Source organism: Streptomyces sp. NBC_01197 (genome assembly GCF_036010505.1).
In the GTDB taxonomy this organism is placed as follows: domain Bacteria; phylum Actinomycetota; class Actinomycetes; order Streptomycetales; family Streptomycetaceae; genus Streptomyces.
The window spans coordinates 1,664,188-1,687,888 of sequence record NZ_CP108569.1 but is presented as its reverse complement, the minus strand read 5'-3'; the positions used below and the strand labels follow the sequence as shown (position 1 = coordinate 1,687,888).

General features: G+C 71.7%; 19 protein-coding genes. 12 read left to right on the top strand and 7 right to left on the bottom strand.

From position 1 onward, the window contains the following. Nucleotides 1-26 precede the first annotated feature (26 nt). Complete coding sequence (locus tag OG452_RS07540; protein ID WP_327294849.1) at nucleotides 27-539, top strand: SRPBCC family protein; 513 nt, start codon at nucleotides 27-29, stop codon at nucleotides 537-539. A 13-nt stretch (nucleotides 540-552) separates the two neighbouring features. Here OG452_RS07540 and OG452_RS07535 read toward each other — a convergent pair whose 3' ends face one another. Next, nucleotides 553-2,187 (bottom strand): sensor histidine kinase, encoded by a 1,635-nt coding sequence (locus tag OG452_RS07535; protein ID WP_327294848.1) that lies wholly within the window; start codon nucleotides 2,185-2,187, stop codon nucleotides 553-555. Nucleotides 2,188-2,250: 63 nt separating this feature from the next. Further along, entirely contained in the window at nucleotides 2,251-3,564 is a 1,314-nt protein-coding gene (locus tag OG452_RS07530) for a citrate/2-methylcitrate synthase (protein WP_327294847.1), read from the bottom strand. A 161-nt stretch (nucleotides 3,565-3,725) separates the two neighbouring features. On the opposite strand from OG452_RS07530, the gene OG452_RS07525 reads away from it, so the two are divergent. Continuing rightward, nucleotides 3,726-4,865, top strand: coding sequence for a citrate synthase/methylcitrate synthase (locus OG452_RS07525; RefSeq protein ID WP_327294846.1), 1,140 nt, complete (start codon nucleotides 3,726-3,728; stop codon nucleotides 4,863-4,865). A gap of 121 nt (nucleotides 4,866-4,986) precedes the next feature. Further along, nucleotides 4,987-6,111, top strand: coding sequence for a CobW family GTP-binding protein (locus tag OG452_RS07520; protein ID WP_327294845.1), 1,125 nt, complete (start codon nucleotides 4,987-4,989; stop codon nucleotides 6,109-6,111). 36 nt (nucleotides 6,112-6,147) lie between these two features. Here OG452_RS07520 and OG452_RS07515 read toward each other — a convergent pair whose 3' ends face one another. Next, nucleotides 6,148-8,595 (bottom strand): DNA gyrase/topoisomerase IV subunit A, encoded by a 2,448-nt coding sequence (locus OG452_RS07515; protein WP_327294844.1) that lies wholly within the window; start codon nucleotides 8,593-8,595, stop codon nucleotides 6,148-6,150. A gap of 181 nt (nucleotides 8,596-8,776) precedes the next feature. Between OG452_RS07515 and OG452_RS07510 the strand changes: the two genes are divergently transcribed. From OG452_RS07510 to OG452_RS07500, 3 genes are all read left to right on the top strand, one after another. Beyond that, nucleotides 8,777-10,171, top strand: coding sequence for a M16 family metallopeptidase (locus OG452_RS07510; protein ID WP_327294843.1), 1,395 nt, complete (start codon nucleotides 8,777-8,779; stop codon nucleotides 10,169-10,171). A gap of 20 nt (nucleotides 10,172-10,191) precedes the next feature. Beyond that, a complete protein-coding gene (locus OG452_RS07505; protein ID WP_327299541.1) occupies nucleotides 10,192-11,559 on the top strand; it encodes a M16 family metallopeptidase in 1,368 nt (455 codons plus the stop codon). A gap of 347 nt (nucleotides 11,560-11,906) precedes the next feature. Then, nucleotides 11,907-12,584, top strand: a complete 678-nt coding sequence (locus tag OG452_RS07500; RefSeq protein WP_327294842.1) for a GntR family transcriptional regulator — start codon at nucleotides 11,907-11,909, stop codon at nucleotides 12,582-12,584. Nucleotides 12,585-12,735: 151 nt separating this feature from the next. On the opposite strand, the gene OG452_RS07495 is transcribed toward OG452_RS07500, so the two are convergent. Further along, on the bottom strand, nucleotides 12,736-13,305 hold the full coding sequence (locus tag OG452_RS07495) for a TetR/AcrR family transcriptional regulator (protein WP_327294841.1): 570 nt from the start codon (nucleotides 13,303-13,305) through the stop codon (nucleotides 12,736-12,738). A 70-nt stretch (nucleotides 13,306-13,375) separates the two neighbouring features. Between OG452_RS07495 and OG452_RS07490 the strand changes: the two genes are divergently transcribed. After that, complete coding sequence (locus tag OG452_RS07490) at nucleotides 13,376-14,269, top strand: NADP-dependent oxidoreductase (RefSeq protein ID WP_327294840.1); 894 nt, start codon at nucleotides 13,376-13,378, stop codon at nucleotides 14,267-14,269. A gap of 103 nt (nucleotides 14,270-14,372) precedes the next feature. Here the strand turns inward: OG452_RS07490 and OG452_RS07485 are convergent, their stop codons facing one another. Then, complete coding sequence (locus tag OG452_RS07485; RefSeq protein ID WP_327294839.1) at nucleotides 14,373-14,654, bottom strand: HPr family phosphocarrier protein; 282 nt, start codon at nucleotides 14,652-14,654, stop codon at nucleotides 14,373-14,375. Between the two features lie 125 nt (nucleotides 14,655-14,779). Between OG452_RS07485 and OG452_RS07480 the strand changes: the two genes are divergently transcribed. From OG452_RS07480 to OG452_RS07465, 4 genes are all read left to right on the top strand, one after another. Continuing rightward, complete coding sequence (locus tag OG452_RS07480; RefSeq protein ID WP_327294838.1) at nucleotides 14,780-17,704, top strand: bifunctional acetate--CoA ligase family protein/GNAT family N-acetyltransferase; 2,925 nt, start codon at nucleotides 14,780-14,782, stop codon at nucleotides 17,702-17,704. Nucleotides 17,705-17,811: 107 nt separating this feature from the next. Then, nucleotides 17,812-18,399: a DUF5998 family protein gene (locus OG452_RS07475; RefSeq protein ID WP_327294837.1), complete on the top strand. Its 588-nt coding sequence runs from the start codon at nucleotides 17,812-17,814 to the stop codon at nucleotides 18,397-18,399. Further along, nucleotides 18,399-19,595 (top strand): alkaline phosphatase family protein, encoded by a 1,197-nt coding sequence (locus OG452_RS07470; protein ID WP_327294836.1) that lies wholly within the window; start codon nucleotides 18,399-18,401, stop codon nucleotides 19,593-19,595. Before OG452_RS07475 ends, OG452_RS07470 begins: the two co-directional genes overlap by 1 nt. Nucleotides 19,596-19,661: 66 nt before the next feature. Continuing rightward, nucleotides 19,662-20,312, top strand: coding sequence for a thymidine kinase (locus OG452_RS07465; RefSeq protein WP_327294835.1), 651 nt, complete (start codon nucleotides 19,662-19,664; stop codon nucleotides 20,310-20,312). 255 nt (nucleotides 20,313-20,567) lie between these two features. On the opposite strand, the gene OG452_RS07460 is transcribed toward OG452_RS07465, so the two are convergent. Beyond that, nucleotides 20,568-21,341 (bottom strand): VOC family protein, encoded by a 774-nt coding sequence (locus OG452_RS07460; protein ID WP_327294834.1) that lies wholly within the window; start codon nucleotides 21,339-21,341, stop codon nucleotides 20,568-20,570. Nucleotides 21,342-21,546: 205 nt separating this feature from the next. Between OG452_RS07460 and OG452_RS07455 the strand changes: the two genes are divergently transcribed. Next, nucleotides 21,547-22,374, top strand: coding sequence for a sulfurtransferase (locus OG452_RS07455; RefSeq protein WP_327294833.1), 828 nt, complete (start codon nucleotides 21,547-21,549; stop codon nucleotides 22,372-22,374). Between the two features lie 68 nt (nucleotides 22,375-22,442). Here OG452_RS07455 and sepH read toward each other — a convergent pair whose 3' ends face one another. Next, a complete protein-coding gene (gene sepH / locus OG452_RS07450; protein WP_327294832.1) occupies nucleotides 22,443-23,510 on the bottom strand; it encodes a septation protein SepH in 1,068 nt (355 codons plus the stop codon). Nucleotides 23,511-23,701: the final 191 nt, after the last annotated feature.

Sequence of the window (23,701 nt, the reverse complement as noted above, 5' to 3'; positions counted from 1 at the left end):
CCGGAACGCTCCCCGGAGGTTGAAGCATGCGTCTCGCCGATGGTCCCCAGCTTGAGTGTCAGATCGAGATCGCAGCTGCGCCGGAGCAGGTGTGGGGGCTGGTTTCGGACATCGCTACCTCGGCCCGGCACAGCCCGGAACTGCAGGAAGTGGAGTGGCTGGACGGCGCCGAAGGTCCGGCCGTCGGCGCGTGCTTCTCCGGTCGCAACCGCAATGAAGGGCTGGGGGAGTGGCACACCGTCAGCCGTATCGCGGAGATCGAGGAGCCTCGTACCTTCCGGTGGGAGGTCGTCTACGCCGACGACCGGCATGATGGCGACCCGATGGCCATATGGACGTACACGCTGGAGCCGGTCGCGGGAGGGGCCGGCACCCGGCTGCGGCACGGTATGCGGATCGGCGAGGCCTCCAGCCCGCTGCGGGACTTCGTCGAGAAGCATCCGGAGAAGGAGGAGGAGATCATCGGCGGCCGCCTGGCGCTGCTGCGCAACGGCATCGAGGCGACGCTGTCCGGGGTGAAGGCCGAGGCTGAGGCGTAGTCGGCCCCGGTCGTCAGCCCGCAGCGCCCGGTGCTGCCGTCCGCTGCCCGGTGAGTGCTTCCGGGAGTACGACGGTGAACTCGGCCCCACCGTCCGCACCGGCCCCGACCCCGGCGCTGCCGCCCTGCCGCTCGGCGAGTCTGCGCACCAGCGGCAGCCCCAGACCGCGCTTCCCGTGTGCGGGGAGCTTCTTGGTCGACCAGCCCTCCGTGAAGATCAGTTCATGCTGCTCCTCCGGTATCCCCGCGCCGGTGTCGCAGACCCGCAGGACGGCCGTATGGCCCTCGGTGACCAGCTCGATCTCCACCCGCGCGCCGGCTGAACCGGACACCGCGTCCAGGGCGTTGTCCACCAGATTGCCCACGATCGTCACCAGGCCCTGCGGGTCGATCAGCCGGTCGGGCAGCAGCGTTTCCGGGGTGAGGCGCAGGGTGACCCCACGCTCCGCCGCCACGGTGGCCTTGCCGACCAGCAGGGCCGCCAGCAGCGGATCGTGGATCTTCTCGGTGATCTGTTCGGCGGTGGTGCGGTGCACCCCGACCACCTCGGTGATGAACTCCGCGGCCTCGTCGTGCATCTCCAGTTCGAGGAGGCCGAGGAGTGTGTGCATCCGGTTGGCGTGCTCGTGATCCTGGGCGCGCAGGGCGTCGATCAGCCCGCGGGTGGAGTCGAGTTCACGGCCCAGCCGCTCCAGCTCGGTCCGGTCGCGGAGGGTGGCCACGGCGCCCCCGTCGTCGGTGGGCATCCGGTTGGCGACCAGGACGCGGCGGCCGCGCACCGCCAGCAGGTCCTCGCCCGTGACCCGGCCCGCCAGCACATCGGTGGTGCGCCCCTCGCCCAGGGCCTCGGTGAGGGGGAGCCCGATGATCTCGGGGCCGAGGTCCAGCAGTCGCTGAGCCTCGTCGTTCATGAGCCGAATCCTGCCGCCGCCGTCCAGCGCGACGACGCCCTCGCGGATCCCGTGCAGCATCGCCTCACGCTCGGCGAGCAGTCCCGAGATGTCGGAGAACGCAAGGTCGTGCATCCGCCGCTGGAGTCTTCGGGAGATCAGATACGCGGCCAGCGCCCCGGCGGCGAGCGCCCCGCCGGCGTACGCGAGAAGCCCCGGGATCGCCGAGAGCAGATTCGCGCGCACGCTGTCGTACCTGATGCCGACCGACACCGCGCCGACGATCCGGTGGTGGCTGTCGCGCAGCGGGACCTTGCCCCGGGCGGACCGGCCGAGGGTGCCGCTGTCGATCTGCATGACCTCGTGGCCGGCCAGGGGGTCCTTGGCGCTTGTCGAGACGGGCCGCCCGATCTCGGAGCGGGTGGTGTGGGACCACCGGGTCCCGTGCACGTCCATGACCACGATGTACTCGGCGTGGGTCGCACGCCGGATGCGTTCGGCCTCGGCCTGGACGGGGCCGCCGGGTGTCGGCCGCGAGGCGAGGAGCTCCGCCGCGAGCCGGGGCGAAGCGGTGGTCTCGGCGATCGCGAGGGCCCGGCGCATCGCCTGGTCGTCCAGCTGCGCGCCGAGGGGACGCAGGAAGAGGCCGGTGGCCAGGACGAGCACTCCGCCGGCAATGGCCAGCTGCATCAGCAGCACCTGCGAGAACACCCGGCGGGGCAGGCCGATGCGACGTTTCCAGGGGTGTGCGGTGCTCATGTGCCAGAACGGTAGAGGGCGGGAGGAGCTACCGGAAGTTCCCAACCGTTACCTCGCGGCGGCTCACGGCAGGGGCAGCGCCTTTGGCGGGCGCGGGCCGTTGTACTGGCCGCTCGGGCGCAGCCGCAGTGGCCGTTCCGCGTACTCCTCGAGGGCATGGGCGATCCAGCCCGCCGTCCTGGCCACTGCGAACACCGCTTCCCCCGCCTCGGCGCGCATCCCCGAGGACACCGAGAGCACGGCGAGCGCCAGATCGACGTTTGCGTGCAGCTCGGTATGGCGTGCCGTCGTCGTCACCACGTCGTGGGCGGCGGCGAGCGCTGGACCGGCCGCCGGGACCCTGTCGAGCAGCGCGAAGAGCGCCGTGGCCCGGGGGTCCTCGCCCCGGTAGAGCCGGTGCCCGAGACCCGGTACCCGCCTCCCGGCCCGCAGATGGTCGGCGACGACCGGGGCCGCCCCGCCCCGCTCCAGCACCTCCGCCAGCATCCGGTGGGCCAGTCCGCTGGCCGCGCCGTGCAGGGGGCCCTCCAGCGCGCCGAGCCCGGCAGAGACGACCGCGTACGGATGGGCGCGTGCCGATGCCGCGACCCGCGTCGCCAGCGTGGAAGCCGCCAGGTCGTGGTCGATGAGCAGCACAAGTGCGGCCTCCAGTACGGCCAGTGAACTGCCGTCAGGTGCTTGCGCGGTGAGCCGGCGCCAGAACCGGGGCGCCAGCCCTGCCCCGTCTGCCCCGGCTGCTGGGTCTGCAGTGTCTGTCGTGTCCGTACTGGCTTCCCCGGCTGTTCCGTTCCGGTCCGCGCCTTCCACGAGTGGCAGCGAGCCCACCAGCGTGGGGATCAGGGCGCGTGCCGTCCCCAGTACCGCGTCCGTCGATAGATCGAAACGCAGCGGGTCGGCCGCCGACGCGGCGACGGCCACCGCCCGCAGCCGGTCCATCGCGGTGCTGTGCGCGGGCAGCGCCCCGACTGCCCGCCGCCCGGCCACCAGCGCCTCGGGAGGAGCGGTGAACCGCACCCCGGGGCGGAGCGTGCCGGTCCACAGCCATTCGGCGACCTCCTCGTAGCAGTACCGCCCAGCGAGTCCGGTCGCATCCACCCCCCGGTAGTAGTACCGGTCGGCGTCCGGGTCGATCAGCGTCACGCCGGTGCGGAAGGCGAGGTCGGCGGATGGCTGGGGCTCCCGCCGGGTGCCGCGTGCGGCCAGCGCCTCGACTTCGGCGGCATCGAAGGTGCTGCCCCGGCCGCCCGGTGCCCGGCGGCTGCCGAGCTGGCCGCGGCTGACATACGCGTACACGGTCTCCGGCTTCACCCCGAGCCGGTCGGCCGCCTCCCTGGTGGTCAGCCGCCGGGGTTCCGCCGCCGCTGGTTGATCGCTCATGTGGTCCACCGTATCTATATTGATTCAATCAACATTGACAGGACTTGAGTCAATCATGGACAGTCGAATCAATGAAGAGGGAACGCGTCACGAGGCGCACCTGACAAGGCACTCCTGTCGGGGTGCACCTGTCGGGGCGTGCTTGGACCAAGGAGACAGTCATGTCCACCATCACCGCCCCACGAGGGCTCGCGGGTGTAGTCGTCACGGAAACCGAACTGGGCGACGTGCGGGGCCGCGAGGGCTTCTACCACTACCGGCAGTACTCGGCGGTCGACCTCGCCCAGCTCCGCACCTTCGAGGACGTCTGGTACCTGATGGTCAACGGCGAACTCCCCGACGCCGCCCAGTGCGAGTCCTTCACCGCCCGGACCGCCGCGCTGCGCCGGCTTCCGGCCGGGGTCCGGGAGGCACTGCCCGCCATCGCCCGCGCCGGATCCGGTCCGCTCGCCGGGCTGCGGACCGCGCTGTCCCTGCTCGGCGCCGAGTCCGGCTTCCGGCCGGTCTACGACATCGGCACGGACCGGCGGGTCGCCGACACCCTCACCGCCTGCGCGGTCGTACCGACGCTGCTGGCCGCGCTGTACCGGACCGGCCAGGGGCTGGAGCCCGTCGAACCGCGTGACGACCTGCCCGCAGCGGCCAACTACCTTTACATGATCACCGGTTCGGAGCCGGACCCGGACCGGGCGCGCGCCGTCGAGCAGTATCTGGTCTCCACCGTCGACCACGGCTTCAACGCCTCCACCTTCACCGCCCGCGTCATCGCATCCACCGGCGCCGATGTGGCCGCCTGCCTGACCGGTGCGGTCGGCGCCCTCTCCGGGCCGCTCCACGGCGGAGCGCCGAGCCGGGCGCTCGACACCCTCGACGCCATCGGCACACCGGACCGTATCGACCCGTGGATACGGGAGAGGGTGCTGGCGGGCGACCGGATCATGGGTTTCGGGCACCCCGTCTACCGCACCGAGGACCCGCGCTCGCGGATGCTGCGGGAGATCGCCATGGGGTTCGGCGGACCGCTCGTCGACTTCGCCGTCCAGGTCGAGGAGAGGGTGGAGGCACTGCTCGCCGAACTCAAACCCGGCCGTGAACTGCACACCAACGTCGAGTTCTACGCCGGGGTCGTCATGGAGCAGTGCGGGCTGCCGCGCGAGATGTTCACGCCGACCTTCTGTGTGGCGCGGGTGATCGGCTGGAGCGCCAACATCCTGGAGCAGGCGGCGGACTCCAAGATCATCCGCCCTGCGGCCCGCTACGTGGGTCCGCCCCCGCCGCAGCCGGTGCCGGCCATCGGCTGACCTGCTCCGTGCGGCCCGGGCCCGGCGGGCGGGTGTGCCGGCGGAACGGGTCAGGCAGGGGCCGGCGAGGGCGGTCCCTGCCCGGCCCGGCGGGCGCGCGGCTCGATTAGGATCGGTGCCCATGTCCAGGAAACCCGTGCCCGTCGTCGTCCTCGCGGGATTCCTCGGATCCGGCAAGACCACGCTGCTCAACCATCTGCTCCGGCAGAGCAGAGGCACCCGGATCGGCGCCGTCGTCAACGACTTCGGTGCCATCGAGATCGACGCGATGACCGTTGCCGGGCAGGTCGACTCGATGGTCTCGCTCGGCGACGGCTGTCTGTGCTGCGCCGTCGACACCAGCGAACTCGACGAGTATCTGGGCCGGCTCTCCCTGCCCGGCCTGCGGATCGATGTCATCGTCATCGAGGCGAGCGGCCTCGCGGAGCCGCAGGAGCTCATCAGGATGATCCTGGCGAGCGGCAATCCGGACATCGTGTACGGGGGGCTCGTCCAGGTCGTCGACGCCGCCGAGTTCGACGCGACCCGCAGCCGCCACCCGGAGACCGACCGCCATCTGACCCTCGCCGATCTGGTCGTCCTCAACAAGGCCGACCGGGTGGACGAGGTCGGCCGCGCACGCATCCGCGCCGCGGTCGGCGAGCACGCCGTCGGGGTTCCGGTGGTCAGCACCGCGTATGGACAGATCGACCCCGGACTGCTCATCGACCGCAGACCGGCCGGTGAACGCGTCGGGCAGCTCTCCTTCGACGACCTGCGCGACGACCAAGCATGCAGCCGCGCAGACGTCGGTGATCACGACGGCCATGATGGCCGCGGTCATGAACACAGCGGCCATCTGCATGCGCTCTACGAGAGCGTCGGGTTCGTCTCGGCCGAACCGATGAACCCGCGGCGGCTCATGGAGTTCCTGGACGCACGGCCCGACGGGCTCTACCGCATCAAGGGATTCGTCCACTTCGGAGTCCCCGGCCACCCGGAGAAGTACACCCTGCACGCGGTGGGCAACTTCCTGCGCTTCTACCCCTCGCCCCGGGCCGAGGGCGAGGAACCCCTCACCGAGCTGGTCCTCATCGGCTCCGGCATCGACACCGAAGCGGTACGCGACCGGCTGGATGGCTGCCGGGAGTACGCACCGCAGGACGTCCCCGCCGAATCGATGTGGGGCGTCCTGCGGTACGTGCCCGGCCTCTCCGAAGGGCCCGGGGAACCGGACGGGACCGAAGAGGCCGGGCTGCCGTACTGAACAACGGCCCGCCGCCCGGCGGCATACCGCTCCGGGCTACACCGGCCCCGCGAGCTTCGCCACCGCCGAGGTGAGCGGCAGGCCCGAGCCGTCGCGGCGCGGGTCCGGTTCCGGCAGTACGGCCGGGGCGCCGTTCGCGGCGGCGGCCCGCGCGGGGGTCTCTCCCGCCCAGGCGAGCACCAGCAGGTCCTCGCCCTTCAGGAAGCGCTGACAGCGCACCCCGCCGGTAGCCCGGCCCTTGCGCGGGTACTGGTCGAACGGGGTCAGCTTCGCCGTACGCACCGAGTCGTCCAGCGTGCCGTGCGAGCCCGCGACCGTGAAGACCACCGCACCGGCCGCCGGATCCACCGCGGTGAACGAGATCACCTTGGCCCCTTCGGCCAGCTTGATGCCTGCCATACCGCCCGCAGGGCGCCCCTGCGGCCTCACCTGCCCGGCCGGGTAGCGCAGCAGCTGCGCGTCGTCCGTGATGAAGACCAGATCCTCATCGCCGGTGCGCAGTTCGGCCGCGCCGACGATCCGGTCACCGTCCCGGAGGCCGATGACCTCCAACTCGTCCTTGTGGGCCGGGTAGTCGGGCACCACCCGCTTGACGATGCCCTGTTCGGTACCGATCGCCAGACCGGGTGACGACTCGTCGACCGTGGTGAGGCAGACGACCTCCTCACCGTCGGCGAGCGAGACGAACTCCGCGATCTGCGCGCCGCCGGCGAGGCTGGGCGCGGCCGCGGTGTCCGGCAGTTGCGGCAGGTCGATCACCGCCAGCCGCAGCAGCCGCCCGGCCGACGTCACCACACCGATGTCGCCCCGCGCGGTCGCCGGTACGGCCGAGACCACCACATCGTGCTTGACGCGCTTCTGCCCCTCCGTACTGAGCGCCTCTGCGGTGGCCGTACGCGCCAGGAGCCCCGTGGACGACAGCAGCACCCGGCACGGGTCGTCGGCGACCTCCAGCGAGGCCGCGGCGACCGGGGTGCCCGCCGACTCCAGCAGCACCGTGCGGCGTTCGGTGGAGAACTTCTTCGCCACCGCGGCCAGTTCACCCGAGACCAGCTTCCGCAGCTCGGCGTCGGAGTCCAGGATCCGGGTCAGCTCTTCGATCTCCTCGTTCAGCCGGTCGCGCTCGCTCTCCAGCTCGATCCGGTCGAACTTGGTGAGCCGTCGCAGCGGAGTGTCCAGGATGTACTGCGTCTGGATCTCACTCAGCGAGAAGTGCGAGATCAGCCGCTCCTTGGCCTGCGCCGAGTTGTCGCTCGACCGGATCAGGCGGATGACCTCGTCGATGTCGAGCAGCGCCACGAGCAGCCCGAGGACCAGATGCAGCCGGTCCTGCCGCTTGGTCCTGCGGAACTCGCTGCGCCGCCTGACGACCGTGAAGCGGTGGTCGAGATAGACCTCCAGGAGCTCCTTGAGGCCCAGCGTCAGCGGCTGTCCGTCGACCAGCGCCACGTTGTTGATCCCGAAGGACTCCTCCATCGGGGTGAGCTTGTAAAGCTGTTCGAGGACGGCCTCCGGCACGAAGCCGTTCTTGATCTCGATGACCAGCCGCAGTCCGTGCGCCCGGTCGGTGAGGTCCTTCAGATCGGCGATGCCCTGGAGCTTCTTCGACGCCACCAGGTCCTTGATCTTGGCCCGCACCTTCTCCGGGCCGACTGCGAAGGGCAGTTCGGTCACGACGATGCCCTTGCGGCGCGGGGTGACGTCCTCCACCGTGGCCGTCGCGCGGATCTTGAAGGTGCCGCGCCCGCGCTCGTAGGCGTCCTTGATCCCGTCAAGACCCACGATCCGGCCGCCGGTCGGCAGGTCGGGGCCCGGCACGAAGCGCATCAGGGTGTCGAGGTCGGCGCCCGGGTGCTTGATCAGATGGCGGGCCGCCGCGATGATCTCGCCCAGATTGTGCGGGGGCATATTGGTCGCCATCCCGACCGCGATCCCGGACGAGCCGTTGACCAGCAGGTTCGGATAGGCGGCCGGGAGCACCCCGGGCTCGCGCTCCTGGCCGTCGTAGTTGGGCTCGAAGTCGACGGTGTTCTCGTCGATCGACTCGGTCATCAGCGACGTGGCGTCAGCCATCCGGCACTCGGTGTACCGCATCGCGGCCGGCGGGTCGTCATTGCCGAGCGAGCCGAAGTTGCCGTGCCCGTCGACCAGCGGGAGCCGCATGGAGAAGGGCTGCGAGAGCCGCACCAGGGCGTCGTAGATCGACGCGTCGCCGTGCGGGTGCAGCTTGCCCATGACCTCGCCGACGACCCGGGCGCACTTCACATAGCTGCGGTCGGGCCGCAGCCCCATCTCGTTCATCTGGTAGAGAATGCGCCGGTGTACCGGCTTCATACCGTCACGGGCGTCCGGCAGGGCCCGTGAGTAGATCACCGAGTACGCGTACTCCAGGAAGGAGCCCTGCATTTCATCGACCACGTCGATGTCGAGAATCTTCTCCTCGAAGTCCTCCGGCGGCGGGGTCTTCGTGCTGCGGCGGGCCATCGCTGCTGCGGCTCCTTCACGTGCCTGGTCCGGTACTGACGCCGACCATTGTGGACTGTCCCACTGACAACACCGACCGCGACCCGTGCACACCGGGATGGCTCCCGGCTGTCGGCGGGCTTGCATACAGTGGCAGGACTGCATTTCAACGCGGTCAACACACGCGATCGAAGGGACGTACATGCCCATGGGTCACACGGCCACAGCCGAGGCCGGTTCCGGCGGCCTGACAGCGACCGAGCACCGGCTGGCCAACGGCCTGCGGGTGGTGCTCTCCGAGGACCACCTGACCCCGGTCGCCGCGGTCTGCCTCTGGTACGACGTCGGTTCACGCCACGAGGTCAAGGGGCGTACCGGACTCGCCCACCTCTTCGAGCACCTGATGTTCCAGGGCTCAGGACAGGTCGAGGGCAACGGGCACTTCGAGCTGGTACAGGGGGCCGGGGGCTCGCTCAACGGCACCACCAGCTTCGAGCGCACCAACTACTTCGAGACGATGCCCACGCACCAGCTGGAGTTGGCGCTCTGGCTCGAAGCCGACCGGATGGGCTCCCTCCTCGCCGCGCTCGACGAGGAGTCCATGGAGAACCAGCGGGACGTCGTCAAGAACGAGCGGCGCCAGCGCTACGACAACGTGCCGTACGGCACGGCGTTCGAGAAGCTGACCGCCCTCTCGTACCCCGAGGGCCACCCGTACCACCACACGCCGATCGGCTCCATGGCAGACCTGGACGCGGCGACGCTGGAGGACGCCCGCGCGTTCTTCCGTACGAACTACGCGCCCAACAACGCCGTCCTGTCGGTCGTCGGTGACATCGACCCGGAGCAGACGCTCGCCTGGGTCGAGAAGTACTTCGGCACCATCCCCTCCCACGACGGCAAGCAGCCGCCGCGGGACGGCTCGCTGCCCGACACCCTCGGCGGTGAGGTACGCGAGGAGCTGTACGAGGAGGTGCCCTCGCGCGCCCTGATGGCTGCCTACCGGCTCCCCGAGGACGGCACCCGCGCGTGCGACGCCGCGGACATCGCGCTGACCATCCTGGGCGGCGGCGAGTCGTCGCTGCTCCACAACAGGCTGGTGCGCCGGGACCGTACGGCGGTCGCCGCGGGCTTCGGCCTGCTGCGGCTCTCCGGCGCCCCCTCGCTCGGCTGGCTGGATGTCAAGACGTCGGGCGGTGTCGAGGTCCCGCAGATCGAGGCGGCCGTCGACGAGGAGCTGGCCCGCTTCGCCGCCGAGGGCCCCACGGCCGAGGAGATGGAGCGCGCGCAGGCCCAGCTGGAGCGCGAGTGGCTCGACCGGCTCGGTACGGTCGCCGGCCGGGCCGACGAACTGTGCAGGTACGCGGTGCTGTTCGGCGACCCCCAGCTGGCGCTGACCGCTGTGGGCCGGGTGCTGGACATCACGGCCGACGAGGTGCAGCAGGTAGCCAAGGCCCGGCTGCGCCCCGACAACAGGGCTGTGCTGGTGTACGAGCCCGTCACCGCCGATGAGCCCGAAGAGACCAGTGCGGAGGGCGCGTCCGACGAGGCCACCGCGACCACCGCAGCCACCGAGAGCACAGAGGCGGACCAGTGACCGACCCCGCGGCCGTGATGATGGCCTTCCACCCGCAGCCCCAGGCGGGGGCTCCCAGGCCCTGGGCCTTCCCGGCCCCCGAGCGCTCCACCCTGCCCAACGGCCTGACGGTGCTGCGCTGCGACCGTCCCGGACAGCAGGTCGTCGCTGTCGAGATCAGCCTCGACGCCCCGCTGGACGCCGAGCCCGAGGGGCTCGACGGCATCGCCACGATCATGGCGAGGGCCCTCTCCGAGGGCACCGACAAGCACAGCGCCGAGGAGTTCGCCGCCGAGCTGGAGCGCTGCGGCGCCACCCTCGACGCCCACGCCGACCACCCCGGCGTCCGGGTCTCCCTCGAAGTGCCGGTCTCCCGGCTGCCCAAGGCGCTCGGCCTGCTCGCCGACGCGCTGCGGGCGCCCGCCTTCGCCCCGAGCGAGGTCGAGCGGATCGTGGGCAACCGGCTGGACGAGATCCCGCACGAGCTGGCCAATCCGGCCCGCCGGGCGGCCAAGCAGCTCTCCAAGGAGCTCTTCCCGGCCACCGCGCGCATGTCGCGTCCGCGCCAGGGCACCGAGGAGACGGTGGCGCGCATCGACGCGGCCGCCGTCCGTGCCTTCTACGACGCGTACGTCCGGCCGGCGACCGCCACCGCCGTGGTCGTCGGCGATCTGGCGGGGACCGACCTGGACGCGGTGCTCGCCGAGAGCCTCGGCGAGTGGAAGGGCAACGCGGGCACGCCCCGGCCGGTCCCCCCGATCACCGCGGACGATACCGGCCGCGTGATCGTCGTGGACCGCCCCGGAGCGGTCCAGACCCAGTTGCTGATCGGCCGGATCGGCGCCGACCGGCACGACCGTGTCTGGCCCGCCCAGGTCCTCGGCACGTACTGCCTGGGCGGGACGCTCACCTCCCGTCTGGACCGCGTCCTGCGAGAGGAGAAGGGCTACACCTACGGCGTGCGCGCCTTCAGCCAGGTCCTCCGCTCCGCCCCGGACGGCACGGGCGCCGCCATGCTCGCCATCAGCGGTTCGGTGGACACCGAGTCGACAGGACCCGCGCTCGACGACCTCTGGAAGGTCCTCAGGACGCTGGCCGCCGACGGACTGACCGACACCGAGCGGGACGTCGCCGTGCAGAACCTGGTGGGCGTCGCCCCGCTGAAGTACGAGACGGCCGCCGCGGTCGCGGCCACGCTCGCCGACCAGGTCGAGCAGCACCTGCCGGACGACTTCCAGGCACAGCTGTACGCGCGCCTCGCTGCGACCGGCACGGTCGAGGCGACCGCAGCCGTGGTCTCCGCGTTCCCCGACGACCGGCTGGTGACGGTCCTGGTGGGGGACGCCGCGCAGATCGTGGAGCCGGTCAGGGCGCTGGGCATCGGCGAAGTGACCGTGGTCGCCAGCTGAGGCCCCGGCCGCCCGGGGGCACCGGGCGGCCGGAGCGGATCTGCGGGGTCCCGGCCACGGCTCGGACATCGGCCCCGTCGCGTACCTGCGCTCGCACGGCGTCGATGTCCGACCCGGCTGTCCCGTGTGGCCCCGGCGCTCCTGGCGCCGGGGCCACACGGGTTCCGGGTGTTCGCATTCGCACGGATATCTTCCTCACGCCCGGCGTTCGTACGTCCGGCTTTTGCCTGGCCAAAAGATATCCATGATTTACCGGGGGCCTTCGGGAATTAACCTGCCCTGCCATAGAGTCGCCGCACAGGTGCGTACGGACCGCGATATGCGGGCGTCGATGCGGAGGTTCGGTCATGCGCGTTCCCGCACATTCGGTATGCACGGCAATCCGTGACGACATCATCTCGGGCGTGTACGAGCGGGGCGGCCGGCTGACCGAGGAGGTGCTCGCGCGCCGCTACGGAGTTTCCCGCGTCCCTGTCCGTGAGGCGCTGCGGACCCTGGAGTCCGAGGGGTTCGTGGTCACCCGCCGCCATGCGGGCGCCTGTGTCGCCGAACCGACCGAACAGGAGGCGGCCGACCTGCTGGAGATACGGATGCTCCTGGAGCCGATGGGTGCGGCGCGCGCCGCCCAGCGGCGGACCGAGGCTCATCTGAAGGTGCTCCGTGGCCTGGTCAGGCTCGGTCAGGAGCGGGCCGGGCGCGGCCAGGGCGAGGATCTGCGGTCGCTCGGCGGCTGGTTCCACGAGACGCTGGCGCAGGCATCGGGCAGCTCGGCGCTGGCCACGCTGCTCGGTCAGCTGCGGCAGAAGATCAGCTGGATGTACGCGGTCGACCAGCCGGCCCTTCCCGTCGTGTCCTGGGCCGAGCACGGCTCCATCGTGGACGCGGTGGCGCGCGGCGACGCGGAGCGGGCCCGCGCTCTGACCGCGGTGCACGCCGAGCGTGCCATTGCGGCGCACCGGCTGCGGAAGCAGGGGCGTGTGAGGGATTCGCAACATGCTGTAAACATTGCGAGCATCACTGATTAACAGTGCTGCCGTATACAGGGAAGGGGAATTCCGGCCCTTATCTCTGCCGTATTCGTCGCTCAGTCCCGTGCTGTCTTTTTATGTTCTGCTTTTCTGGTGGCGGCCGAATAGAGAACAGTCGGGTCGCGGTCAACCTGGCATGTCGAGACGGTCAGGTGACCTCCCAGGCCGCCTCGATCATCCGGAAGATCTCGTCCACCGCGGCCTGCGGATCGGCCGCCTCGCGGGCCAGCGAATAGGCGTCGACGGCGAACCTCGCGATCGTCCGGCAGGCCGTTGTGGTCTGTGACAGGCCGGGATCGGCGGCGATGACTGTTGCCAGCGACTCCGCGTGACGCAGCCTCATCGACTCCTCGTACTCCCGCAGGGCGGGGGACTCGTCGATCATGTGCCAGATCGGCGCGGCGCTGTCGGCCGTGCAGTGTCGCACCTGGGCCTGGATCTCGCGGCGCAGTGCGGGGATGAGCGGCTCCTGCGGCGTCCGGCCGGTGACCGCCTGGGTGAGGCGCTGCTCGAAGTCGTCGTCCCGCTCGAACACCAGGGCCTCTTTCGAGGCGAAGTGGGAGAAGAGCGTGGTGACGGCCACGTCGGCCTCGGCGGCCACATCGCGGATGCCCACCGCGTCGTACCCGCGCTCCAGGAAGAGCCGCAGGGCGGTGTCGGCGATCTTCTGGCGGGTCGCGGCCTTCTTGCGCTCACGGCGGCCGGGCGGCACGGTCATGGACTGATGCTATCAGGTGCAAAACCGGAGCTGTTGTTAAACACTAACGGTTAGTGCTACGTTCGGTCGCATGAAGAAAGTGATCTTCGCCGAATTCGGCGGTCCGGACGTTCTGCAACTCATAGACGCCGAGGAGCCCCACGCGGGCCCCGGCCGGATACGCATCGCCGTGCGGGCGGCGGGTGTGAACCCCGTCGACTGGCGGGTCCGGGAAGGACAGGTCCTGGGGGCCCACCCGACCGAACTGCCCTCCGGGGTCGGGCTGGACGCCGCCGGTGTGGTGGACGAGGTCGGCGAGGGCGTGGAAGGGGTCGAGGTCGGCGACCACGTGTTCGGCGAAGGGGCGAGCACCTACGCCGAGTTCGCCGTGCTGTCGGCCTGGGGTCGGATGCCCGAGACGCTGACGTTCGAAGAGGCGGCCGGGTACCCCTCAGTGGTGGAGACCGCGCTGCGCATCATCCGCGAGACCGGGGTGCGGCCCGGGCAGACGCTGCTGGTCAGCGGTGCGTCCGGGGGAGTCGGTTCGGCGGTGCTGCAGATCGCCCGCGACCGGGGCATCACTGTGATCGGCACGGCCGGGGCCGCGAACCAGGACTATCTGCGGAGCCTGGGTGCCGTCGCCACGACCTACGGCGAGGGCTGGGCCGAGAGGGTGCGGCAGCTCGGGCAGGTCCACGCGGCTCTCGATCTGGCCGGCTCGGGCGTGATCGGCGAGCTGGTCGAGCTGACCGGGGACCCGCAGAAGGTGATCTCCATCGCCGATCTCGGTGCGCCGGCGCTCGGTGTCCGGTTCTCCGGCGTGGCCGGGAGCGTGCCGGACGCGCTCGCGGAGGCCGCCGGCCTCATCTCGCGGGGAAAGCTGCACATCCCGGTCGAGAAGTCGTACACGCTCGCCGAGGCCGCGGCGGCGCACACCGACAGCCAGGCCGGTCACACCCGCGGGCGCCGGGTCATAGTCGTCTGAGCCGTTTCCCGCACAGTCGCACACATCGGCATGCTGGGTTGCCGGGCGGCGGGGACGTGCTTCCCGTCGCCCGGGCCCGGTGCGTGCCGGGCCGGACACTCGCTCAGACGGTCTCGGGGAGTTCGTCGAGCCCGTCGGCGACCAGCTTGGCCAGCCGGTCCAGAGCGGCGTCGGCGCCGTCCACATCCGAGGTGAGCACGATCTCCTCGCCGCCCTCCACGCCCAGTCCGAGAACGGCGAGCATCGACGCCGCGTTCACCGGGTCGGTGCCGTTCTTCGCGATCGCCACCGGGACGCCGGAAGCGGTGGTGGCACGGACGAAGATGGAGGCCGGCCGGGCGTGCAGGCCCTCGGTCCAGCCGACCTTTACGCGACGCTCAGCCATGGTGTTGCCCTTCGAGTTCTGCGAAAGTCGTCCAGACCAGTCTTGCACGGGCGGGGCGTGGGACGGCTCTGCCGGATCCCAGACTGCACCGCTCCCCGTACCACCGCGACCCGTACGCTTTCAGCATGCAGCCCCCGCTGGAGGAGAACCCGCACCAGGAGTACCCGGCCCACTGGGAAGCGGACGTGGTGCTGCGCGACGGCGGTACCGCGCGGATCCGGCCGATCACCGCCGAGGACGCCGACAGGCTCGTCAGCTTCTACGAGCTGGTCTCGCCCGAGTCGAAGTACTACCGCTTCTTCGCTCCGTACCCCCGGCTCTCCGCCAAGGACGTCCACCGCTTCACCCATCACGACTACGTCGACCGGGTGGGTCTGGCGGCGACCGTCGGCGGCGAGTTCATCGCGACCGTCCGCTACGACCGGACCGGCGCGCACGAGGCCGAGGTCGCCTTCCTCGTCCAGGACGCGCATCAGGGGCGCGGTGTGGCCTCCGCGCTGCTCGAACACATCGCGGCGGTCGCCAGGGAGCGCGAGGTCAGCCGCTTCACCGCTGAAGTGCTGCCCGCCAACAACAAGATGATCAAGGTCTTCACGGACGCAGGGTACGAGCAGCGGCGCAGTTTCGAGGACGGCTCGGTCCACCTCACCTTCGATCTGGAACCCACCGAGGCGTCCCTCGCCGTCCAGCGCGCCCGCGAGCAGCGCGCGGAGGCCCGGTCGGTGCAGCGGCTGCTGGCCCCCCGCTCCGTCGCCGTCGTCGGAGTGGGGCGCACGCCCGGCGGGGTCGGGCGGGCGGTCCTGCGCAATCTGCACGGCTCCGGCTTCACCGGGCGCACCTACGCGGTGAACCGCGCCTTCCCCGACGGCCTCACCGAGGTGGACGGCGCCCCCGCCCACCGCTCGGTGGCATCCGTCGCCGCCACCGGGGACGCGGTCGACCTGGTGGTCGTCGCCGTACCGGCCGCACAGGTGTCCGACGTGGTCGACGACTGCGGGGCGAGCGGGGTGCAGGGGCTCGTCGTGATCTCCGCCGGTTACGCGGAGAGCGGGCTCGAAGGGCTGCTGCACCAGCGTCAGCTGCTGCGCCGGGCCCGCTCGTACGGCATGCGCATCATCGGGCCGAACGCCTTCGGGCTCATCAACACCGCGGAAGCAGTCCGGCTGAACGCCTCGCTGGCCCCCGAGTCCCCGGCGCGCGGCCGGATCGGGCTCTTCACCCAGTCCGGCGCCATCGGCATCGCGCTGCTCTCCGCGCTGCACCGGCGCGGCGCCGGACTCTCCTCCTTCATCTCGGCGGGCAACCGCGCCGATCTGTCGGGGAACGACTTCCTCCAGTACTGGCACGACGACCCGGACACCGATGTCGCCCTGCTCTACTTGGAGTCGATCGGCAATCCCCGGAAGTTCACCCGCCTCGCCCGGCGCACCGCGGCGGTGAAACCGGTCGTGGTCGTCAAGGGCGCCCGGCACAGCGGCAGCGCCCCGCCCGGCCACGCGGTCCCGGTCACCCGGGTCCCGGACGCCACGGTCTCCGCGCTGCTGCGGCAGGCCGGTGTGATCAGGGTCGACACCGTCACCGAACTAGTCGACGCGGGTCTGCTGCTCGCGGACCAGCCGCTGCCCGCGGGGCCGCGCGTCGCGATCCTCGGCAATTCCGAGTCGCTCGGCCTGCTGACGTACGACGCCTGTCTCACCGAGCGCCTGCGCCCGCTCCCGCCTGTCGACCTGACGACGGACGCGGCCCCCCAGGACTTCCGCGACGCGCTCGGCCGGGCCCTGGCGGACGACGGCTGCGACGCGGTACTGATCACGGCGATCCCCTGGGTGGGCGAGAACGGCGTGACCGAGTCGGGCGACGGCGAGGTGCTGGCCGCCGCCCTGCGCGAAGCGGCCGCGGACGGCCCCGCCAAGCCGGTCGCCGTGGTGCATCTGGAGATCGGCGGTCTAGCCGAGGCCCTGGCGGCGGCCACCGGCACGGTGCGCGGCCGCGGCGGGACGGCCGCCGCGACGGCAGGCCCGGGTACGGCGACCGCCCCGGACAGCGCCGGGGGAGAGGTCCAACGGGCCGGCCGCGCCGAGACAGCGGACACGGCCGGCACCAGCACCGGCACCGCGGATACAGCCGACTCGGCACGTGCGGCAGCCACCGCCACGCCCCCCGTCGCCCGCACTCGGGGCATCCCCGCCTACCCGGCCGCTGAGCGGGCCGTGCGCGCGCTCGCCCAGGCCGTCCGGTACGCGCAGTGGCGCCGCGAGGCCGCCGAGCCCGGCCGGGTCCCCGAGTACGACGACATCGACGAGAGCGCCGCCGCCGGCCGGATCGAGGCGCTGCTCGCCACCACCCGCGTCGACGTCACACGCGGCCTGGCCCTCTCGCCCGACGACGCCCGCGAACTCCTGGGGCTGTACGGCATCCGCGTCCTGCCGGCCCGTCCCGCCCCGGACGCGGACACCGCCGTCGCCGCGGCGGAGCACCTCGGCTACCCCGTCGCGCTCAAGGCCACGGCACCCCATCTGCGCCACCGCCCCGATCTCGGTGGCGTGCGGCTCGACATCGCGAGCGAGGCGGGGCTGCGCCGCGCCTATGCCGAACTCTCCGCCGAGCTGGGCAGCCCGGCCGAGGTCCGGCCCGTGGTGCAGTCCATGGTGGGGCGCGGCGTGGACACCGTCGTACGGTCCGCGATCGACCCCGCAGCCGGAGCCGTCCTCTCCTTCGGCCTGGCCGGGGCGCCGTCCGAACTGCTCGGCGACACCGCCCACCGCCTCGTCCCGGCCACCGACCGGGACGCGGCCGAACTGATCAGGAGCATCAGGACCGCGCCCCTGCTCTTCGGCTGGCGGGGCTCGGCACCCGTCGACACCGGGGCCCTCGAAGAGCTGCTGCTGAGGGTGTCGCGACTGGTGGACGACCATCCCGAAGTGGTGTCCGTCGCACTCGAACCGGTAGTGGTCGGGCAGAACGGCCTCTCCGTGCTCGGGGCCGCAGTACGGCTCGCACCGGCGAACGCACTCGGCGACCTCGGCCCGCGCCGCCTTCCCAGCTACTGAGGGCCGGCCGGCAAGGGCGACAGCTGCTGGGGGCCGTCGCGCCGGGCCCGTGCGGGCCCTGCTCCGGGGGCCTCTCCCCCCACGGCCATCGGTCTAAGATGGAGCCCATGGCGAAGACCGGTACAACGACCCAGGGGCTCCGCGCGGCGATCGAGCGCAGCGGCTACTACCCGGCCCTCGTGGCCGAGGCGGTGGAGGCCGCTGTCGGCGGCGAGCCGGTTTCTTCGTACCTGGTGCACCAGGAGACGACGTTCGATTCCAACGAGGTCCGCCGCCATGTCACGGTCCTCGTCCTGACGGGCAACCGTTTCATCGTCAGCCACACTGACGAGCAGGCCGCCGACGGCAGCTCCCCGACGCCGTTCGCCACCACGTCGACCGAGTCGGTGAAGCTGGGCCGGATCTCCTCCGTGGTGCTCAGCCGGGTCGTGGCCAACCCGGAGAAGTACGTCCCCGGCACCCTGCCCCGTGAGGTCGTCCTCACCATCGGCTGGGGCGCGGTCGCCCGGCTCGACCTGGAGCCCGCCGCTTGCGGCGACCCCAACTGCGAGGCGGACCACGGGTATACGGGCAACTCCACCGCCGACGATCTGAGCCTGCGCGTGAGCGAGGCGGGTGACGGCCCGGACACGGTCCGCCAGACCCTCGCCTTCTCCCAGGCGCTCTCCGAGGCGACCGCGGCGGCCGGCCGCTGATGGCTCTGCCCGACTGGCCGTACGCGGACGACACCGCTCCGCTCGCCCTCTCCACCGCCCCGGTGCCGGAGTACGGCTCGGGTTCGCTCGCCGACCTGCTGCCGACGATCGCCGCGGGGCTGGGAGTTCCCGGCTTCACCTCCGCGATCCCGGAACTGGCACCCGCTGACCGGAACTGCGTCTTCCTCATCGACGGCCTCGGCTGGGAGCAGATCCGCGCGCACCCCGACGAGGCCCCGTACCTCCACTCACTGCTGCCGGCCTCGCGCGGCGGCACCGGCCGTCCGCTCACCGCCGGCTTCCCCGCCACTACGGCGACGTCGCTCGCCTCGGTCGGCACCGGACTGCCGCCCGGCGCGCACGGTCTCACCGGGTACACCACCCGCAACCCGGCCACCGGCGAGCTGATGAACCAGCTGCGCTGGCGCCCCTGGACCGACCCGCATGTCTGGCAGCCGTACCCCACGGTCTTCCAGCTCGCCGACGCGGCGGGCGTGCACACCGCGCAGGTCTCCTCGCCCGACTTCCAGAACACCCCGCTCACCAAGATCGCGCTGAGCGGCGGCACCTTCAGGGGCCGGCTCACCGGTGAGGACCGGATGGACCTGGCCGCCGACCAACTGGGCGCCGCCGACCGTTCGTTGATCTACACGTACTACAGCGAGGTGGACTCCAAGGGCCACCGGTTCGGCATGGACTCGGACGCCTGGCGCGGCCAGCTGATGTACGTCGACCGGCTCGTCCAGCGCCTCGCCGAGCAGCTGCCGCCCCGGTCGGCGCTGTATGTCACCGCCGACCACGGCATGATCGACATCCCGTTCGACGAGGAGTCGCGCATCGACTTCGACGAGGACTGGGAACTGGGCGCGGGCGTCGCCCTGCTGGGCGGCGAGGGCCGCGCCCGGCACGTCTACGCCGTCCCGGGCGCCCACAGCGATGTGCTGGCTGTCTGGCGCGAGGTGCTCGGCGAGCAGTTCTGGGTGGCGGGCCGCGACGAGGCCATCGCGGCGGGCTGGTTCGGCCCGGCGGTCGACGAGCGGGTGTACGGGCGGATCGGCGACGTCGTCGCCGCGGCCCACGCCGATGTGGTGATCACCGCGTCCCGCCGTGAGCCGCACGAGTCGGCCATGGTCGGCATGCACGGCTCGATGACCCCGGCGGAGCAGCTGGTGCCGCTGCTCGAAGTGCGCTCGTAACCGCGCCCGTTCGCGCCGCTGCCTGCCGCCCCCCTCCCCGCAGATCCGAAAGGTCTTCGACTCCCCATGCCTGAACTGGTGTTCTTCTCCGGAACGATGGACTGCGGAAAGAGCACGCTGGCGCTCCAGATCGGACACAACCGCTCCGCGCGCGGTCTGCAGGGCGTGATCTTCACGCGCGACGACCGCGCCGGTCAGGGAAAGCTCTCCTCCCGCCTCGGGCTGGTGACGGAGGCGGTCGAGGCGGCGCCCGGCATGGATCTCTACGCCTATCTGGTGGGCCTGATGTCGAAGGGCGGCCGGGTCGACCATGTCATTGTCGACGAGGCGCAGTTCCTGGCGCCCGATCAGATCGACCAGCTGGCCCGGGTCGTGGATGACCTGAAACTGGACGTCTTCGCCTTCGGTATCACGACCGACTTCCGCACCAAGCTCTTCCCCGGCTCGCAGCGGCTGATCGAACTCGCGGACCGGATCGAGTCCCTACAGGTCGAGGCGTTGTGCTGGTGCGGTGCCCGCGCCACCCACAACGCCCGCACCGTGGGCGGCGCGATGGTCGTGGAGGGCGAGCAGGTGGTCGTGGGTGATGTCGACCGCTCGGCCGGGGAGGTCGGTTACGAGGTGCTCTGCCGACAGCATCACCGCCGGCGTATGACGAGTGGCGCGGTCAGGGCCGCGGCGCTCTCTCCCGACGTCCTGCCCTCCAACTCCGCCTGAGCCGCGCGTCCCTCGCTCCGCCGGGGGCGGTACGGCACCGGAGGCCAGGGACGTCCTCAGTCCTCAGTCCTCAGTCCCCATTCCCCATTCCTCAGTCCGACAGCATGACGAACGCTTTCGCATGCGCGTTCGCCCCGCTTTTCGCTTCGCGCGGGCTCGCGCGGATGACCCGTGGTCCGGCCGCCGCCCGGGCCCGGACCACGGAGAGACCGCCAACGGCACGGGTGTGCCTGGAGACTGGCGTCCGGCAGGACGTCAGCGCTCCGTCCGCACGACGGTGAAGACCGCGCCCTCCGGATCGGCGACCGTGGCCAGCCTCCCCATCTCGCCCTGGTGCGGCGGCTGGTGCACCTGCCCGCCCAGCTCGGTCACCCGGCGCACGGCCGCGTCGACGTCCGCCACCTCGAAGTACGTCATCCAGTGCGGTCCCCTGTCACGGGGCAGCGCCTGGCCGGCCCCGTGCAGCGAGGCGACCGCCCGGCCCTCCAGATACAGCGTCAGACGGTCGAACTCGGCCGGGACGACCGCCTCCGTCTCGTAACCGAACACCGCCTGGTAGAACTTGCCGACCGGTCCGGTCTCCCGGGTCACCAGCTCGTTCCACGCCGGGGACCCGGGCACGCCCCACTCCGCGGTGCCCACGTGGGCCGCCGCCTGCCAGATGCCGAAGACCGCGCCTTCGGGGTCCGACCCTATGGCCAGCCGTCCCGCCTCGCCCGCGTCCAGCGGGCCAACTCCTACCGTCCCGCCGCAGTGCCTGACGGCCTCCGCGGTGGCGTCGGCGTCGTCGGAGGCCAGATACGTCGTCCAGGCGATCGGCAGGTGGCGGTCCGGCGGCATCTGCCCGATCCCCGCGACCTCACGGCCGTCCAGCAGCGCACGTACATAGGGGCCCAGTTGCTCCGGACCCGGCCCGAACTCCCAGCCGAACAAGTCGGCGTAGAACTCCTGGGTCTCTGACAGGCCGTGCACCATCAGACTCACCCAGCAGGGGGTTCCGGGCCTGCGCCGCGAGGCTGCCTCGGTCATTTTCGCTCTCTCCTCGGACCATCGGTGGTGGCCGTGCGGGGGCCGGTGGGCCGCCCCCCGCCCCGATGCTTCCACCACCTGCCGCGCGCCGCGCCCCGGCCGCGCCGCATTTTGCACGTTCCAGCAGGAGGATGCCTGTTTTGCTACTCCTCGTCCTTTTCTACGGCGTTACGTGTGCGCCGGACACTGGGCGAGGATGGCAGTCATGACACCCATCATCACCGCATCCGATCTCGCGAGCGAGTTGGCCGGGCCCCGTCCGCCGGTCCTCCTCGACATCCGCTGGCAGCTCGGCGGCCCGAACCTGCGCCCCGAGTACGAGGCCGGCCACCTCCCCGGCGCGGTCTTCGTCGACCTGGACACGGAGTTGGCGGGTCCGCCCGGCGCGGGCGGCCGCCATCCGCTGCCCGATCCCGCCGGACTGGGCGCGGTGCTGCGCCGCGCGGGCGTCTCGGCGGACACCCCGGTCGTCGTGTACGACGGCGGCCAGGGGTGGGCCGCGGCGCGCGCCTGGTGGCTGCTGCGCTGGACCGGCCACCAGGACGTCCGGGTGCTGGACGGAGGTCTCGCATCCTGGTCCGGGTCGCTCTCCACGCGCACACCGGTGCCCGCACCGGGCGACTTCGTACCCGCGCCCGGCGCGCTGCCGCTCCTCGACGCGGACGGTGCGGCCGAACTGGCCCGCAAGGGCGTATTGCTGGACGCCCGCGCCGCCGAGCGCTACCGGGGCGATGTGGAGCCCGTCGACCGGGTCGGCGGGCATATCCCCGGCGCGGTTTCGGCCCCGACGTCGGAGAACACCGGAGCAGGTGGGCATTTCCTGGCCGCCGGTGAACTGGCCGCGCGGTTCGCCGCGTTGGGGGCGGCGGACCAGGGCGCGGAGGTAGGCGTCTACTGCGGATCGGGAGTGTCGGGCGCGCACGAGGTGCTGGCGCTGGAGATCGCCGGGATCCGGGCGGCGCTCTACGCGGGGTCCTGGTCCGAGTGGTCGTCGGACGAGTCCCGCCCGGTCGCCACGGGGCCCACACCCTAGAGCTGTCAGCGGCCGGGGCCCGTACGCAGTGCGTACGGGCCCCGGCTCAACCAGTGCCGCTGTTCCCGCTACTCCTGCTTCTTGCGCCGGGTGCCGAAGACGATCTCGTCCCAGCTCGGCACGGCCGCACGCCTGCCCGGGCGGACGCCGTCCGCCTCGGCCTGCCGGTCCGTCGTCCCGGTCAGCCGGTCGCGGTGACCGGCCACCGCACGTGGCATCAGCACGTCCGCGTACGCCGAACCGGCCCCGGCGGACGCCGCGGGCGGCTCCTCGGACTCCGGCTCCTGCGCGGGCTCGGACGGCGGGAGTTGGGGCGGCGCGGGGCGCTCGGGCACGACCATGTCCCCCCGGAAGCTCGGTACGGCCTCCAGCAGGCTGGTCAGGGAGTCCCGCTCTCCGCTGCCGCTCTCATCGGGCTCGGGCGGAGCGGGCACCGGTGCGGTGGGCCGCTCCATCTGCCCCATCTGCCGGTCCAGAGCACGGTCGAGGGGCCGGTCGCGGGGCAGCCGGGCGATCCTCGGTACGAACGGGAAGCTCGGCTCCGGCGCCGCCAGTGAGTCGTCCGACTCGCCGATCAGCGACCGGGCCTCGTCGTCCATGGCCTGCACCAGGCGGCGGGGCGGGTCGTAGCTCCAGCTCGCCGAGTGCGTCTCGGTGGCGACCCGGTAGACCAGCAGGACCTCCCAGGTCCCGTCGTCGCGGCGCCAGGAGTCCCAGAGCACGGTGTCCCGCTCGGCGCCGCGCAGCAGCAGCCGCTCGTTCACCGCCTCGCCGAGCTGCGGACCGGTGCCGGTGTTCTCACCGGCACGCCGTACAGGTGTCTTGCGGGCCCGCTCGGCCATGAACGCGCGCTCCGCGAGTACCGGCCCCTCGAAGCGGCGGACCCGGTCGACCGGGATTCCGGCCATCTGGGCTACCTCTTCGGCGGAGGCGCCGGCCCTTATACGTGCCTGGATGTCACGGGGACGGAGGTGGCTCTCCACCTCGATCTCGATCTGGCCGAGGCGGGCGCGGTCATTACGGACCGCGGCACGCAGCCGCTCATCGATCGGAAGCGTGTACTCCGTACTGTCCGCAGCTTTGAGCACCAGTCGTGTGCCGTCATTCGAGACGGCCACGACACGCAGTTCGGGCATGGGAACCTCCCGGGTGGTGCCTGCCGACGTCACGTGCGTCGCTGCTTCCGCTAGTCGAGTGTGGCCTGCCCGGGTACAGCACGCCACAACCTTGCCGAGTTATCCGGCGTGTCGGGCCTCAGCCCTGGAACGCCGTTATGGCACGGTTACCTGTTTGCGACGCAGAGCGACCGTCGGTCACTCTGTGCAGC